This is a genomic window from Streptomyces sp. NPDC044061 (assembly GCF_056434305.1).
Genome location: NZ_JBWKFL010000001.1, coordinates 50,107 through 65,094, shown reverse-complemented (window position 1 = coordinate 65,094; position 14,988 = coordinate 50,107). Strand labels below are relative to the sequence as shown.

At 69.9% G+C, this 14,988-nt stretch carries 12 protein-coding genes, 1 tRNA gene and 1 pseudogene; 6 read left to right on the top strand and 8 right to left on the bottom strand.

Annotated elements, in window-relative coordinates; genetic code table 11:
* Positions 1 to 142 precede the first annotated feature (142 nt).
* The 3 genes from AC07CM_RS00310 to AC07CM_RS00300 are packed head-to-tail and all read right to left on the bottom strand — an operon-like array spanning position 143 to position 5,218.
* Positions 143 to 2,287, bottom strand: a complete 2,145-nt coding sequence (locus AC07CM_RS00310) for an acetate--CoA ligase family protein (RefSeq protein WP_478874050.1) — start codon at positions 2,285 to 2,287, stop codon at positions 143 to 145.
* A 4-nt stretch (positions 2,288 to 2,291) separates the two neighbouring features.
* Entirely contained in the window at positions 2,292 to 3,524 is a 1,233-nt protein-coding gene (gene frc, locus AC07CM_RS00305) for a formyl-CoA transferase (RefSeq protein WP_478874049.1), read from the bottom strand.
* 11 nt (positions 3,525 to 3,535) lie between these two features.
* Positions 3,536 to 5,218: a thiamine pyrophosphate-binding protein gene (locus AC07CM_RS00300; RefSeq protein WP_478874048.1), complete on the bottom strand. Its 1,683-nt coding sequence runs from the start codon at positions 5,216 to 5,218 to the stop codon at positions 3,536 to 3,538.
* Positions 5,219 to 5,362: 144 nt separating this feature from the next.
* On the opposite strand from AC07CM_RS00300, the gene sucC reads away from it, so the two are divergent.
* The 4 genes from sucC (at position 5,363) to AC07CM_RS00280 (ending at position 9,429) form a co-directional block, all read left to right on the top strand.
* Complete coding sequence (gene sucC, locus AC07CM_RS00295) at positions 5,363 to 6,493, top strand: ADP-forming succinate--CoA ligase subunit beta (protein ID WP_478874047.1); 1,131 nt, start codon at positions 5,363 to 5,365, stop codon at positions 6,491 to 6,493.
* 11 nt (positions 6,494 to 6,504) lie between these two features.
* A complete protein-coding gene (gene sucD / locus AC07CM_RS00290) occupies positions 6,505 to 7,389 on the top strand; it encodes a succinate--CoA ligase subunit alpha (protein ID WP_478874046.1) in 885 nt (294 codons plus the stop codon).
* A 238-nt stretch (positions 7,390 to 7,627) separates the two neighbouring features.
* Positions 7,628 to 9,169: an aldehyde dehydrogenase family protein gene (locus tag AC07CM_RS00285; protein WP_478874045.1), complete on the top strand. Its 1,542-nt coding sequence runs from the start codon at positions 7,628 to 7,630 to the stop codon at positions 9,167 to 9,169.
* 175 nt (positions 9,170 to 9,344) lie between these two features.
* A tRNA-Leu gene (locus tag AC07CM_RS00280) sits at positions 9,345 to 9,429 on the top strand.
* Positions 9,430 to 9,674: 245 nt separating this feature from the next.
* On the opposite strand, the gene AC07CM_RS00275 is transcribed toward AC07CM_RS00280, so the two are convergent.
* A complete protein-coding gene (locus AC07CM_RS00275; RefSeq protein ID WP_478874044.1) occupies positions 9,675 to 10,373 on the bottom strand; it encodes a hypothetical protein in 699 nt (232 codons plus the stop codon).
* Positions 10,374 to 11,164: 791 nt separating this feature from the next.
* On the opposite strand from AC07CM_RS00275, the pseudogene AC07CM_RS00270 reads away from it, so the two are divergent.
* Positions 11,165 to 11,668 (top strand): annotated as a pseudogene (locus AC07CM_RS00270) (IS6 family transposase); the annotation flags it as partial.
* A gap of 311 nt (positions 11,669 to 11,979) precedes the next feature.
* On the opposite strand, the gene AC07CM_RS00265 reads toward AC07CM_RS00270, so the two are convergent.
* The 3 genes from AC07CM_RS00265 to AC07CM_RS00255 form a co-directional block, all read right to left on the bottom strand.
* On the bottom strand, positions 11,980 to 13,386 hold the full coding sequence (locus tag AC07CM_RS00265) for an MFS transporter (RefSeq protein ID WP_478874043.1): 1,407 nt from the start codon (positions 13,384 to 13,386) through the stop codon (positions 11,980 to 11,982).
* A gap of 111 nt (positions 13,387 to 13,497) precedes the next feature.
* On the bottom strand, positions 13,498 to 14,004 hold the full coding sequence (locus AC07CM_RS00260) for an alpha/beta hydrolase (RefSeq protein ID WP_478874042.1): 507 nt from the start codon (positions 14,002 to 14,004) through the stop codon (positions 13,498 to 13,500).
* 36 nt (positions 14,005 to 14,040) lie between these two features.
* Positions 14,041 to 14,247 (bottom strand): hypothetical protein, encoded by a 207-nt coding sequence (locus AC07CM_RS00255; RefSeq protein WP_478874041.1) that lies wholly within the window; start codon positions 14,245 to 14,247, stop codon positions 14,041 to 14,043.
* Between AC07CM_RS00255 and AC07CM_RS00250 the strand changes: the two genes are divergently transcribed.
* Positions 14,240 to 14,374: a hypothetical protein gene (locus AC07CM_RS00250; protein WP_478874040.1), complete on the top strand. Its 135-nt coding sequence runs from the start codon at positions 14,240 to 14,242 to the stop codon at positions 14,372 to 14,374. The two genes, AC07CM_RS00255 and AC07CM_RS00250, sit on opposite strands and share 8 nt — an antisense overlap.
* Before the next feature lie 15 nt (positions 14,375 to 14,389).
* On the opposite strand, the gene AC07CM_RS00245 is transcribed toward AC07CM_RS00250, so the two are convergent.
* A complete protein-coding gene (locus AC07CM_RS00245) occupies positions 14,390 to 14,815 on the bottom strand; it encodes a PPOX class F420-dependent oxidoreductase (protein ID WP_360984989.1) in 426 nt (141 codons plus the stop codon).
* Between the last annotated feature and the right edge of the window lie 173 nt (positions 14,816 to 14,988).

The following is a 14,988-nucleotide window of genomic DNA, read 5'->3' as shown; positions in this document are numbered from 1 at the left end:
GTGGGTGGGTTTTTTCGGCAGGGGGTCACACCCTTTGCGGGAAGTTTTCGGGAATACCCCCTTTGCAGAGTCTTTTTTGGACGCGCCGGGTTCCTGGGGGCCGCCGACCCCCCCCCGCCGGCCGCCCCCCGCGTCACTCACCTCATGAACCGCCTCCCGCCAACCCGGCCGCCCGCGCCCAGCGGTACTTCGCGCCGAGCACGGCCACCGGCCGCTCGGTCGTGTACGGATAGGCCACGACCCCCCGCTCGTACAGGTACTGGCAGGCCTCCTCGACCTCGACGTCCCCCGCGAGGGACGCCACGACGGGCTTCTCGATCCCCCGTTCCCGGAACTCGGCGACCACGCGCGCCGTCAGCTCGGCGAACACCATCGGCGGGGTGACGATCGTGTGCCAGTAGCCGAGCACCAGCGCGTGGATCCGCGGGTCCTCCAGACCCAGCCGGATCGTCGCCTCGTACGTCGACGGCGGCTCGCCCCCGGTGATGTCCACCGGGTTGCCGGCCGCCCCGAACGGCGGGATGAACCGGCGGAACGCCTCGTCCAGATCGGGCGGGATCTCCATCAGGGACAGCCCGTTGTCGGTCACCGCGTCGGACAGCAGCACCCCGCTGCCGCCCGCACCGGTGATGATCACGACGTTGTCGCCCTTCGGGGTGGGCAGGACGGGCAGGGCACGGGCGTACTCCAGCATGTCGTGCAGACCGGGCGCCCGGATGACCCCCGCCTGCCGGAGGATGTCGTCGTACACCGCGTCGTCGCCCGCGAGTGCGCCGGTGTGCGAACCGGCCGCCCTCGCGCCCGCCGCCGTACGGCCGGCCTTCAGCACCACGACCGGCTTCTTCGGCACGGTCGCCCGGGCCGCCTCCACGAACGCCCGCCCGTCCTTGAGGTCCTCCAGGTGCATGGCGATGCACTCGGTGTGCGGGTCCTCGCCGAACCAGGTCAGCAGGTCGTCCTCGTCCAGGTCCGACTTGTTGCCGAGGCCGACGATCGCCGACACCCCCGTCTTCGTGGTCCGCGCGAAGCCCAGGACGGCCATGCCGATGCCTCCGGACTGCGAGGTCAGAGCCACCCCTCCCTTGACGTCGTACGGCGTGCAGAACGTGGCACACAGGTCCTGCCAGGTGGAGTAGTAGCCGTAGATGTTCGGGCCGAGCAGGCGGACGCCGTGCCGTTCGGCGATCGCCACGATCTCCGCCTGGAGTTCGTGCTCGCCGGTCTCCGCGAAACCGGACGGGATGAGGACGGCGTTGGGGATCCTCTTCCGTCCCACCTCCTCCAGCGCGGCCGCCACGAACCTGGCGGGAATGGCGAAGACGGCCACATCCACCTCACCGGGAACGTCCGTGACACTCTTGTACGCCTTGCGGCCCAGGATGTCATCGGCCTTGGGGTTCACCGGATGGATCTCACCGGCGAATCCGCCGTCGACGAGGTTGCGCACCACCGAGTTGCCGATCTTGCCGGTCTCGTTGGAGGCGCCGATGACGGCGACGGACGCCGGCTGCATCAACCGCCGCATGGACGTGAGGATTTCCTCGCGGGTGTACGTCCTCCTCGGCGCCGGCCGGCCCTCGGCGAGGATCACCCGGATATCCGCGGCGACCGCGCCCTGCGGTGTCGCGATCACCGGGTTGAGGTCCACCTCGGCGATCTCCGGGAAGTCCGCGACCAGTTGGGACACCCGGCGGATCTGCTCGGCGACCGCCCACCGGTCCACACCGGCCTGCCCGCGCACTCCGCGCAGGATCTCCGCCGACCGTATGGAGCCGAGCATCGACAGCGCCTCGTCGGCCGACACCGGCGCGAGCCGGAACGTCACGTCCTTCAGCACCTCGACCAGCACCCCGCCGAGCCCGAACGCGACGACCTTCCCGAAGGTCGGGTCGGTGACCGCGCCGACGATGACCTCCTGCCCCCTGGGCAGCAACTCCTGCACCTGCACGCCCTCGATGCGGGCCTCGGCGTCGTAGGCGCGCGCGTTCTCGACGATCCGGTGAAACGCGGCCCGCACGTCCGCCGCGCCCTCCACCCCGACGACCACGCCACCGGCGTCGGTCTTGTGCAGGATGTCCGGCGAGACGATCTTCATCACCACGGGTCCGGCGAACCGCGCGGCCGCCGCGACCGCCGCGTCCACGTCCCGCGCCAGTTCCTCGCCCGGTACGGCGATCCCGTAGGCGTCGGCGATCACCTTGCCCTCGGGGGCGGTGAGCGCGCTGCGGCCCTCGGCACGCACGGAGTCGAGGAGCGACCGCACCCTCAGCATCCGGTCCTCTGCCATCACGTCAGATCACTCCGTTCGACTTCAGCAGGCGCAACTCCTCGTCACCGAGGCCGAGTTCGCCGACGTAGACCTCTTCGTTGTGCTCGCCGAGCAGCGGGGACGCGGACACCTCGACGGGGGAGTCGGAGAGCTTGAGCGGGCTGCCGACGGTCACGAACTCGCCGCGCTCGGGGTGCGGGACGCGCACGACCATCTCGTTGGCGGCCAGCGAGGCGTCCTCGATGATCTCCTTGGTGGACAGGATCGGCCCGCACGGGATGTTGTGCGCGTTCAGCCGTTCCAGCACCTCCCACTTGGGGAGCGTGGCCGACCACTCCTCGATCAGCTGGAACATCTTGTTCAGCTTCGGCAGCCGGGCCTCCGGGGTCGCCCACTCGGGGTCGTCGGCGAGTTCGGGCCGGCCGATGAGTTCGCTGATCGGCTTCCAGCCGACGGGCTGCACGATGACGTAGACGTAGTCGTTCGGGCCGCCCGGCGCGCACTTGACCGCCCAGCCGGGCTGGCCGCCGCCCGAGGCGTTCCCGGACCGGGGTACCTCGTCGCCGAAGTCCTCGTTGGGATACTCGGCCAGCGGCCCGTGGGCGAGGCGCTGTTGGTCGCGCAGCTTCACCCGGCACAGGTTGAGCACGGCGTGCTGCATGGCGACGTTGACCCGCTGTCCACGCCCGGTGCGCTCGCGCTGGAGGAGCGCCGCGAGAATCCCCGCCACGGTGTGCACTCCCGTGCCCGAGTCCCCGATCTGGGCGCCGGTCGCGAGCGGCGGGCCGTCCTCGAAGCCCGTGGTCGACATCGACCCGCCCATGGCCTGCGCGACGACCTCGTACGCCTTGAAGTCGGTGTACGGGCCGTCCCCGAACCCCTTGATGGAGGCGTAGACGATCCGCGGGTTGATCTCCTTGATGCGGTCCCAGGTGAACCCCATGCGGTCCACCGCGCCCGGCCCGAAGTTCTCGACCATGACGTCCGAGCGGCGGATCAGCTCGGTGAGGATCTCCTTGCCGCGCTCGGTCTTGGTGTTCAGCGTGATGCTCCGCTTGTTGCAGTTGAGCATCGTGAAGTACAGCGAGTCGACGTCCGGAAGGTCCCGCAGCTGCCTGCGGGTGATGTCACCGGTCGGCGCCTCCAGCTTGACGACGTCGGCGCCGAGCCAGGCGAGCAGCTGGGTGGCCGACGGACCGGACTGGACGTGCGTCATGTCCAGGACGCGGATGCCCTCGAGTGCCTTGGTGGTCACGGGCGTTCACCTCACTTGTACATCGTCTGGTTCATGGTTCCGGGGGCGTACGCGTCCGGGTCGACCCAGACGTTGATCAGCGACGGCTTGCCCGACTCCCGGGCCCGGCGCAGCGCGGGACCGATGTCGGAGGGGTCGCGGACCTCCTCGCCATAGCCGCCGAGCATCCGCGCGAACCGGTCGTACGGCACGTCGCCGAGGGTGTTGCCGACCCGCTCGCGCTCCTTGCCGTACTTGGCGGCCTGGCCGTAACGGATCTGGTTCATCGAGGAGTTGTTGCCGACGATGCCGACGAAGGGCAGGTCGTAGCGGACGAGGGTCTCGAAGTCCCAGCCGGTGAGCGAGAAGGCGCCGTCGCCGAAGAGGGCGACCACCTCCTTGTCCGGGCGTGCCTGTTTGGCGGCGAGTACGAAGGGGACGCCGACGCCGAGCGTGCCGAGCGGGCCCGGGTCCATCCAGTGGCCGGGCGACTTGGGCTGCACGACCTGCCCGGAGAAGGTGACGATGTCGCCGCCGTCGCCGATGTAGACGGAGTCCTCGGTCAGGAAGTCGTTGATCTCGCTGACGAGGCGGTACGGGTGGATGGGTGAGGCGCCCGACCTGAGCTGCGGCAACCGCTTCTCGATCGCCGCCTGTTCGGCCGCGCGCAGCTCGTCGAGCCACTCCTTGCGCCTGGACGCGCCCCCGTTGAGGCGCCCGGAGGCGGCCTCCGTCACGGACCTCAGCACCAGTCCGGCGTCGCCCACGATGCCGAGGTCGATGTCGCGGTTCTTGCCGACGGTGCGGTAGTCGAGGTCGATCTGGACGACCGTCGCGTCCGGCGACAGCCGCTTGCCGTAGCCCATGCGGAAGTCGAAGGGCGTGCCGACGATCACGATGACGTCGGCGTTCGAGAACGCGTACCGGCGGGAGAGCTGGAAGTGGTGCGGGTCGCCGGGCGGGAGCGTGCCGCGGCCGGCGCCGTTCATGTAGGCCGGGACGTTCAGGGCGCGTACGAGGTCGATGGCCGCCTCGGTGCCGCGGGTCGTCCACACCTGGCTGCCCAGCAGGATCGCCGGCTTCTCGGCGTGCACCAGCAGGTCCGCGAGCCTCTCGACGGCCTCCGGGTCACCGGCCGAGCGGGTCGAGGCGCGGTAGGCGCCGGCCGCGGGCAGGCGCGCCCCGGCCGCAGGCACCTTGGCGTCCAGGACATCGCGGGGGATCTCCAGGAAGGAGGGGCCGGGTGCTCCGTGGTAGCACTCGCGGAACGCCATCGACACCATGTCCGCCGCCCGTGCCGTGTCCGGCACCGTCGCCGCGAACTTGGTGATCGGGGTCATCATGTCCACGTGCGGCAGGTCCTGCAGGGACCCCATCTTGTGCTGGCTGAGCGCCCCCTGACCACCGATCAGCAGCATCGGGGACTCCGCGCGGAAGGCGTTGGCGACCCCGGTGACCGCGTCGGTGGTGCCGGGACCCGCGGTGACCACCGCGCAGCCCGGTTTGCCGGTGATCCGGGCGTAGCCGTCGGCGGCGTGCGCGGCCACCTGCTCGTGGCGTACGTCGACGACTTCTATGCCCTCGTCGACGCAGCCGTCGTAGATGTCGATGATGTGGCCGCCGCACAGCGTGTAGATGCGGTCGACCCCCTCGGCCTTCAGCGCCTTGGCAACGAGGTGACCACCGGAGATCACGTCCTGGGTGTCGTCGGGCATGGCGAAGTCCTGTCCCTTCGTAGGGGTTTGGGAGGCTCTCGCGGTACATTGCATACAGTCGACGAATACTGTATGAAGCTTGTTATCCCGCATCCGGTGGGTGGTGTCCAGGGGGCGTGCGGCACTTTTGAGTCAGGAGCCGAAATGGACCTGTACGAGCACCAGGCAAGGGAACTCTTCGCGGAACACGGCATCTTGGTCCCCAGGGCGGAGGTCACCGACTCGCCGAAGGAAGCGCGCGCGATCGCCCGCCGGCTGGGCGGCAGGGCGGTGGTGAAGGCCCAGGTGAAGACCGGCGGCCGGGGCAAGGCGGGAGGGGTGAGGCTCGCCGCGGACCCGGCGGCGGCCGAGCTGACCGCCCGCCGGATCCTCGGCATGGACATCAAGGGGCACACCGTCGGCAAGGTGATGCTGGCCCAACCCGTCGACATCGAGAGCGAGTTCTACGTCTCCTACGCCCTCGACCGCGCGGCCGGCCGCTTTCTCGCCATCGCCTCCGCCGAGGGCGGCATGGAGATCGAGGAGGTCGCCGCCACCCGGCCGGAGGCCGTGGCCCGCATCCCTGTCGACCCGGCCGAGGGCGTCACCTCGGAGAAGGCGGCCGAGATCGCCGACGCGGCCGGACTGCCACCGCGGACCGCCGACGTCCTCGTACGGCTGTGGCAGGTACTGGTCCGCGAGGACGCCCTGCTCGTCGAGGTCAACCCGCTCGTGCGCACCGCCCAGGGCGGCATCCTCGCGCTCGACGGCAAGGTCACCCTGGACGACAACGCCCGCTTCCGGCAGGCACGTTGGGGAGACGCGGAGCGTGAGCACCACGACCCGCTGGAGGCCGTGGCCGCCGCCCGTGGCCTCAACTACGTGAAGCTCGACGGCGAGGTGGGCGTCATCGGCAACGGTGCCGGACTGGTCATGTCGACCCTCGACGTGGTCGCCGGCAGCGGCGCGCGCCCCGCCAACTTCCTCGACATCGGCGGCGGGGCCTCCGCCCGGATCATGGCCGACGGACTGTCCGTGATCCTCTCCGACCCGGCCGTGAAGTCCGTCCTCGTCAACGTCTTCGGCGGCATCACCGCCTGCGACGCCGTCGCCGACGGCATCGTCGAGGCGGTGGACCGCGTCCGGCTGACCAGACCACTGGTCGTCCGCCTCGACGGCAACAACGCCGCCCTCGGCCGCGCGGTGCTCGCCGAGCGCGCGCACCCGCTGGTCGAACAGGCCACCACCATGGACGGCGCCGCCCGCCGGGCCGCCGAACTCGCCCGCACCGCCTGAGGAGAGGGAACATGGCCATCCACCTCACCAAGGAGAGCAAGGTCCTCGTCCAGGGCATGACGGGCGCCGAGGGCATGAAGCACACCCGGCGCATGCTCGCGGCCGGCACGAACGTCGTCGGCGGCGTGAACCCCCGCAAGGCGGGCCGGACCGTCGACTTCAAGGGGCACATCGTGCCCGTCTTCGGCTCGGTCGCCGACGGAATGCGGACGACCGGAGCCGACGTCACCGTCGTCTTCGTCCCGCCCGCCTTCGCCAAGGCGGCCGTCATGGAGGCCGCCGACGCCCGCGTCCCGCTCGCCGTCGTCATCACCGAGGGCATCCCCGTCCACGACACCGTCGCCTTCACCACGTACGCGCAGCGGCGCGGCACCAGGGTCATCGGCCCCAACTGCCCCGGCCTGATCACCCCCGGCCAGTCCAACGCCGGCATCATCCCTGCCGACATCGCCAAGCCCGGCGGCATCGGCCTGGTCTCCAAGTCGGGCACGCTCACCTACCAGCTGATGTACGAGCTGCGCGACATCGGCTTCTCCACCTGCGTCGGCATCGGCGGCGACCCCGTCGTGGGCACCGGCCACATCGACTGCCTGGCCGCCTTCCAGGACGACCCGGACACCGAACTCGTCGTCCTCATCGGGGAGATCGGCGGCGACGCGGAGGAACGGGCCGCCGCCTACATCCGCGACCACGTCACCAAGCCGGTCGTCGGCTACATCGCCGGCTTCACCGCGCCCGAGGGCCGGACCATGGGTCACGCGGGCGCCATCGTCTCCGGCTCGGCCGGTACGGCGCGGGCCAAGCAGGAAGCGCTGGAGGCGGCCGGCGTCCCGGTCGGCAGGACCCCGACCGAGACGGCGGAACTGGTCCTCGCCCACCTCGCCCGGACACAGTGACTTCACTCATAGTCGACGCACGGTGACTGTCGGCTGTCGTGACCTGTCGGTACCTTCGTCGGTCACGGCCGCGGCTCCCGCGCGAGCCGTCCGACGCGCGACGACAAGAGCCGCGCACCGGACGGCCCCGCACCCTCACGCACCCCCGCCCAGGAAGCACTCCACCCTCCCAAGGGAAGGCCCCCCGGGCTCCTTCCTGTCGTTTCTCTCGACCGTGCACCGAGAGCGGAGCAACCGAATGGCATCCACCCTCACCCTCAAAGCCGGAACGTCCTGGTCCCAGGCCTGGCAGCGCTGCCTGACCGCCGCGCCCGAGGCCTTCCGGGACGACCGTGTCCTCAACCTCTGGAACGCCGCCTGGCACGCGGACGGCCGGGCGCTGCCCGCGACCAGCCCGGTCGACGGCAGCCCGATCGCGGGCCCGCCCCGGCTGGACCGGGCCGTCGCCCGGCAGACCGTACGGGCCTCGCTCGACCAGCACCGCGTCTGGCGGCACGTCCCGCCGGCCGAGCGCCGGGCACGGGTCGCCGCCACCCTCGACGCCCTCACCGAACACCGCGAGCTCCTGGCGCTGCTGCTCGTCTGGGAGATCGGCAAGCCCTGGCGGCTCGCCCAGGCGGACGTCGACCGGGCCATCGACGGGGTCCGCTGGTACGTGGACGGCATCGAGCCGATGATCGCCGGCCGGGCACCGCTGGACGGCCCGGTGTCCAACATCGCGAGCTGGAACTACCCGATGAGCGTCCTCGTCCACGCGCTGCTGGTGCAGGCGCTCGCGGGCAACGCGGTCATCGCGAAGACCCCGACCGACGGCGGTGTCGCCTGTCTGACGCTCGCCTGCGCGCTCGCCGCCCGCGAGGGGGTCCCCGTCACCCTCGTCAGCGGCAGCGGCGGCGAGCTGTCCCAGGCGCTGGTGCGGGCGCCCGAGATCGGCTGCGTCTCCTTCGTCGGCGGCCGTGACACCGGCGCCGCGGTGGCCACGGCCGTCGCCGACCTCGGCAAGCGGCACGTACTGGAACAGGAGGGCCTGAACACCTGGGGCATCTGGAACTACTCCGACTGGGACGCGCTCACCGCGGTCGTCCCCAAGCTCTTCGACTACGGCAAACAGCGCTGCACGGCCTACCCCCGCTTCGTGGTCCAGCGCGGCCTCTTCGACGCGTTCCTCGCGGCCTACCTGCCGGCGGTACGCGCGGTCCGGGTCGGCCACCCCCTGGCGGTGGAGCGCGAGGGCGACCCCTGCCCGGAGCTGGACTTCGGCCCGCTGATCAACGCGGCCAAGGCGAAGGAACTGCGCGACCAGGTCGCCGAGGCCATCGACCGCGGTGCCGTCCCCCTGCACCGCGGCGACCCGGCCGACGCCCGCTTCCTGCCCGGGCAGGACACGTCGGCCTACGTTCAGCCGGTCACCCTGCTCAACCCGCCCCGCTCCTCCCCGCTCCACCACGCGGAACCCTTCGGCCCGGTCGACACCATCGTCCTGGTCGACACGGAGGCGGAACTGCTGGCCGCCATGAACGCGTCCAACGGCGCCCTGGTCGCCACCCTCTCCACGGACGACAGGGCCACGTTCGAGCGGCTGGCACCGCAGATCCGTGCCTTCAAGGTCGGCCACGGCAAGGCCCGCTCCCGCGGCGACCGCGACGAACTGTTCGGCGGCTTCGGCGCCTCCTGGCGCGGGGCCTTCGTAGGCGGGGAGCTGCTGGTGCGGGCCGTCACCCAGGGCCCGGCGGGGGAGCGGCTGCCCGGCAACTTCCCGGAGTACCAGCTCACGCCCTGACCGCGCACACCGTGACCGTTCCGTCACCATTCGTACGACCCGCCGGCCGGGGCGCCCAGCAGCGCCCCGGCCACCGCCCACGCCACGGAATACGCAGGTGAAACGCACTCCGAAACCTTGGTATTGTTGTCCATGTCGCCGCGGGGAACACCCCCTGTCAGGCGACCAACACCTGGTCCGGGTGGCGGAATGGCAGACGCGCTAGCTTGAGGTGCTAGTGCCCTTTATCGGGCGTGGGGGTTCAAGTCCCCCCTCGGACACTTGTTGGGACGTTCACGAGATCGTCCCGAAGGGTTCACGAATTACCGGTCGAGTCATGTGACTCACCGGTATTTCGTCGTTTCTGGGGCCTCGAGCCTCGTGATCGGCTCGACCAGGGGGTGAGGCGGTGGCAGTCCAGGTACTGCGCCTCTCACCTGCGGAAACAGGACATGCCTGCGCGACGGCTGGTAGCCGTGGCGCAGGCATGTGGGGTTTTCAGGGGGCGGAGCGCGGCGGAGGTGTGTCACTCGCGTGGCGGAGGCTCGCCCTGTTCGGTCGGAAGCGGTCGTGCCTGGGGCGGGTCGGAGGGCTCATCGGGTGGGGTTGCGGCGCTCTGCGTGCCGGCTTTGCGGGGCTGGATGCCCTGGTCGCGGAGGAACCGTCGGATGGCTCTGAGGTTCGCCACGAAGATGATGACGGCATTGAGCAGGGTCTGTGCGACGCGTCCGTGCGGCAGGCGGAGCTGGGGATTGTCGATGCTGTCGAGGGCGGACTTCTTGAGGTCGCCGTTGCCGCCCTCGTTCTGGCTGCGCAGTCCGGACCAGGCTTCCTGCCACAGAGGGGTGAACAGGGGGTATTTCTGCCGCCACTTGGCCAACACGGTGCCCGGGACGGTGATGCTCTTCCCCCTGCAGATGTCGGGGTAGACGGGGGTGTCCCGCTTGGGCCTGGGGATGGTGGGCAGGGCTGCCGGGGTACGGACAGTGGGGGCGTCGAGGTCGACGACGGTGGACGGGCGTGGCTGGGGCCGGCGGTAGCAGGTGACCGTGGCGTGGGAGCCGAGGGCGGGGCACTGCCGACGCTGGTCCCCTGCGGGCCCGTACTCCTTGATCTTGGCCTGGTAGTCCTTCCGGGACTGGATCAGGTTGAGTGCGTGGGCGCGGCCCTCGTCCGTGCGGCTGTCGATGTATGTGGCGCCCGCAGTGATGAGCGGGGTGGGCATCAGCGGGCAGTAGAACTCGCCGCCGACCAGCTGCAGGGACGCCGCTTCTCCTTCAGTCCCTGACGGATGACGCCGCCAGCGGAGACGAAAGCAAGAATGAATCCAGAGATGAACTCACCATCCAGACCACCAGTTGAGTAAAGGTACGCTCCGCATGCCACCAGGACAGCAGTCAGTACCCAACCGGTTACGATCAACCGTCGGGCGCGGCGGTGCCCTCGGGTCCGGGATTGAGCGGATCGATCCTGGCGCTGCGGGCTGTCGTACTTGCTTGACACTGGTACTCACATTCTTCTGGGTTCGGAGATACGGCTGGACGCGGAGCTGCGACCCACGAATTCGAGCCCCGCCTCCGGGAACTCCCCACCTCATTCCGGAAGCCAGCTCCCAGGGACTCGACCCCGGCAAGTCAGTGATCCGGCATCGGTTCCTCGAAGACGCTCGTCAAATACACGACTGGAGCCCTTCGGAAGGTTCAAACCGACCGTCCAGAGGCCACCCTGCCGGGCGTCACCGCGCCTCAGCCGCCGTCGTGTATGGCCGCGCCGGTCTGTGAGCCGACGGTGCGGACCCATGGGGCAAGATCGTGAGACGCACCACCATTGGCCTCAACGCCTACAGTCGGCGCCACGGGCCCGAGCGGAGCCGCTGTCCGGACTGTGGGGACTTCGCCGTGGACGGTGCCGATCCGCAAGCGTTCAGCGTTCGCGAGCCAGCTGCTCCAGCGGCACTGTCACGACAACTGACGGCGTGGGATGATCTCCGGGTTGACCTGCTGGAGGGGATCGCCTGTGGAGAGCGTGTCGCTGTCGGACAAGGGGCACCCGGTAGCCGGTGGAGATCATCGCGAACTGTGAGTGGCTGCACTTCCGGTTCCCGCTCAGCTTCCGTGGGGTCGAGGAGCTGATGCTGGAGCGCGGCGTCATCGTGTCGTACGAGACGATCCGCCGGTGGTGCCTAAAGTTCGGGCAGGCCTGCCCAACTCCCTGCGCCGCAGACGTCCCCGGCCCGGCGACAAATGGCACCTCGACGAGGTCTTCATCAAGATCAACGGCGAGCTGAGGTACCTGTGGCGGGCCGTCGACGCCGACGGCAACATCCTCGACATCCTGGTCCAAAACCGCCGCGACAAGGCGGCGGCCAGGCGTTTGCTACGCCGCCTCCTCAAACGCACCGGCTCTGTACCGTGGGTGGTCGTCACCGACAAGCTCCGCTCCTATGGAGCCGCCCACCGCGAGGTGCTGCCCTCGGTCGAGCACCGCTCCCATAAGGGCCTGAACAACCGGGCTGAGAACTTCGTCGCGTTGCAGCGCTGGCGCGACAGCGCGCGCTATCGGGGGCCAGCGGTGTTCTACACCGGCAGGATCACCACGAACCGCGTCGAGAAGAGCAACCAGCTCGGCGCGCAGATCACCACCTCCAGCACGGAGTTGACCCGGATGACCGACGCCCTCTTGAGGCCAGCTCTGGATGCCCGCGTGGTTGACCAAGCACGGCGCCGGACGGCACACGTCCCAGTGCGTAGACGGTACAAGGACACCCGAAGCCCCCCAACGCCGCGGACCACAGCGAGAGTTCCACCGCAAGGGACAAGGCCTGCGTCGGCTCAGTCGCGCAGCGAGGTGTCCAGGAGGGTCATTGCCAGAGCACCGGCGCTGACGGCGATGAGAATCCAGGCTGCGGTATGCAGGCCGTGGTCGGAGGCGCCGTGGGCGTAAACGGTGCTGATGACGGCGGAGGATGCGATGGATCCCAGGGCCGTGAATGTACGGAACAGGCCGGAGGCGGTGCCGAGTTCGCTGCGGGGGGCCTGCCTGGTCAGTGCGGTCTGGTTGGCGCTGGTAGCCGCGCCGACGGTGACGCCAAAGGCGAGCGAAATGGTGAGCACGGGCCAAATGCTGCTGGAGGCGGTGAGACGGAGGGCGACGGCGGAGGCTGCCGCCATGGCCAGGGCCGCCGCTGTGAGCGGGCGCCGGACGCGGCCACGGGCGGCGACGGGGCCGTTGATGAGGGCCGCGAGCATACCCATGGGCAAGATGAGGAGCCCGGCGGCCTGGGCCGAGTACCCGGCTGCTGACTGCAGCCACGGGGTCAGCCCGTACAGCACGGTGTAGACACCGAGGAGGGTGAGTGCGGTCCGTAGGTAGGTGCGCGTGAGCGCGGTGTGGGCGGCGAGCTGGCGGACGTCGAAGAAGGGGGTGCGGGCGCGTCGTTCCCATGCGATGAGGAGGCAGGCCAGGGCAAGGGCCGCACCGGCTATTGAGGGGTCGGCGTGCGGGATCTGCTGAAGGTAGATGACGAGCGCGCAGGCGGTGGCCCCGAACAGCAGCATGCCAGGAAGGTCGAGACGGGACAGAACGGCGCTGGCGGACGGGCGCTCGCGAGCGGGCGGATCGCGGTCGATCCAGGCGAGGGCGCAGGCGGCGGCGAGCAGGGCGCAGGGCACGTTGATGAGAAAGGTGCTGCGCCAGCCGAAGACGGTGACGAGGAGGCCGCCGACGGCTGGGCCGACCGCGACGGTCGCGTTGCCGATCATGGAGATGCGGCCCAGCACCGGTCCGGGCAGTGCCTTGCCGGGCGAACGCTGGCTGACCAGGGCCATGGCGGAGGGATAGCCGGCGGAGGTGCCGGTGCCGATGAGCAGGCGGGCAGTGGTCAGGGCACGCAGGTCATGCGCGAAGGCTCCCGCCAGTCCGCCGACGGTGACCAGCACACAGCCAGCCAGGAACACCCGGCGGGCTCCCAGGACGTCGGCGGCCCTTCCCGCGGCAGGCTGCATCACGGCGGTCGCCAGATATAGAGCGGAGACCAGGATGGTGACGCGGCCGGCGGACACGCTCAGATCGCGGGCGATGGGAACGAGCGCGGTGGCGATGAGGGAGGAGTTGATGGGGTTGAGCGCCGCCCCGATCAGCAGCGGGGCCATGAACCGGCTCGAGAAGGCGGCCTCGCTGTCGACGGTGGGTGCGGCGGCTGCCCGTTTCGGTGAGGGCACGGTGATGGCCTGCTCCACGAGTGGGCGCTCCTGGCCCTGGTCGGTCAGGAGGCGGGGTTGGCGGTGAGGTAGCGGTTGTAGAAGTCGGCGGTGCGCTTCATGTACTCAGCCCGGTGCTGAAAGAACGATTCACCGTGCCCAGCACCCGGAACGAAACCGTTTGGGAGAAGAGGTGACGGCGGCGCAGATCTTCTTGCCCATCCAGGTGGGGTTGTAGGTGTCGGCGTCACCGTGGACGACAAAGACGGGCAGTTTGGTCTTCTCGGCGGCAGCAAGTGCGTCGGCGTCGCCGAACCAGTAACCGGCAGTCAGCTTGGTCTCCAGGCTGGCGACGGCGACGGCCGGGATGAAGGCGGGCACATGGGCCACGTTATGGACCTGATAGGAGATCTCGTCGTTGACGGAGGTATAGCCACAGTTGTCGATGACGGCCTTGACCTGGGAGGGCAGGGGATCGTTGGCGCTGAGCATGAGCGCGGTCGAACTGCCCATGGAGATGCCGTGGAGCAGATTCTGTGCGTCGTCCCCGACAGCGGTGACGATGCGGTTGAGCCGGCCGATGTAGTCGTCCCGGTCCTTGAAGCCCATGCCGACGTAGTCGCCGCCGCTCATCCCATGCCCGCGCGCATCGGCCATGAACACGTTGAAGCTGCGCTCGCGGGTAGGCGGCGCCTAGTACTGCGCGGGGAACCAGTAGCCGACGGTGTCCACACCGTCCGCGCGCTGCGTCCAGCGCCGATGAGGCGTCGCAGTGATCCACTTCCAGCCCTCTGTACGGGCGCCTGCCATGGTCAGTGACATCGTGTCTGCCCCCTTGGGGGCGTAAGTGCCGAGCGGGGCGGCTCGCTGGATCGCGGCGTGGAAGAGGAACGTGCCCACGCCGACGGAGGCGACGGCCCACAAGGCGACCAGCGCGATGGCCGACCTGATGAGCCATCTGCGGCGCCTGGATGGGCATGTCTGCTCGCCCTCCTGCGTCGCTCGCTGGTGGATGGCGGCGGGGTGATGACGGGCTGTGCACTCATGGCGATGGTTCCTCGGGGCCTGGGCAGGCGCGGGTCAGGGGGGTGAAGGTGATGGCGAGGGCGACGCCGGGGTGGGCGGCACGTGGGATGAGGCGGGTGAACCAGTCGGTCAGGCGGACGATAAGGTACCGGCGGGCGAGGACGCGGCGGGCGGCCCGGCTGGCGTCGGTGTCGAGGATCTGCGCCTGCGCCTCGTAGCGAGTCGCGCCGACGGAAACACGTCCGCGTCCGTCGCTGATGGTGACGGTGACCCGGGGGGTGTGGCGGAGTCGTTTGATCTTGCCGCTGCCCGGGTCGGTCCACACCACCAGGCGGTCGCCGTCGGGGGCCAGCCAGACCGGGGTTGAGACCGGGGCGCCGTTCATGCGGTAGGTGGTCAGGCTGATGTGCCGCGAGGCGGCCACGTCCGAGGGGATGCTCATACGATTAGTCCTTGGTACCGGGCGGCCGAGGGGCGGTCCGAACAACAGGGAGAGTAGGGGGGGGGGGGGGGGGGCCCCCCTGCTTCCCCCCCCCCCCCCAGCCGCCTTTTCCCCCCTTCAACATCACTTTTTTTTCTCTTTTGGAGAAAGACCCCACCCCCAAGGACCCCCCC

Bases quoted from the DNA above. Each gene is read 5' to 3' on its own strand.
- AC07CM_RS00245 (WP_360984989.1), bottom strand. From the start codon at position 14,815: ATGAGCATCCCCTCGGACGTGGCCGCCTCGCGGCACATCAGCCTGACC.
- AC07CM_RS00310 (WP_478874050.1), bottom strand. From the start codon at position 2,287: ATGGCAGAGGACCGGATGCTGAGGGTGCGGTCGCTCCTCGACTCCGTG.
- AC07CM_RS00275 (WP_478874044.1), bottom strand. From the start codon at position 10,373: ATGCCCACCCCGCTCATCACTGCGGGCGCCACATACATCGACAGCCGC.
- AC07CM_RS00300 (WP_478874048.1), bottom strand. From the start codon at position 5,218: ATGCCCGACGACACCCAGGACGTGATCTCCGGTGGTCACCTCGTTGCC.
- AC07CM_RS00260 (WP_478874042.1), bottom strand. From the start codon at position 14,004: ATGGCCGATGCGCGCGGGCATGGGATGAGCGGCGGCGACTACGTCGGC.
- sucD (WP_478874046.1), top strand. From the start codon at position 6,505: ATGGCCATCCACCTCACCAAGGAGAGCAAGGTCCTCGTCCAGGGCATG.
- AC07CM_RS00285 (WP_478874045.1), top strand. From the start codon at position 7,628: ATGGCATCCACCCTCACCCTCAAAGCCGGAACGTCCTGGTCCCAGGCC.
- sucC (WP_478874047.1), top strand. From the start codon at position 5,363: ATGGACCTGTACGAGCACCAGGCAAGGGAACTCTTCGCGGAACACGGC.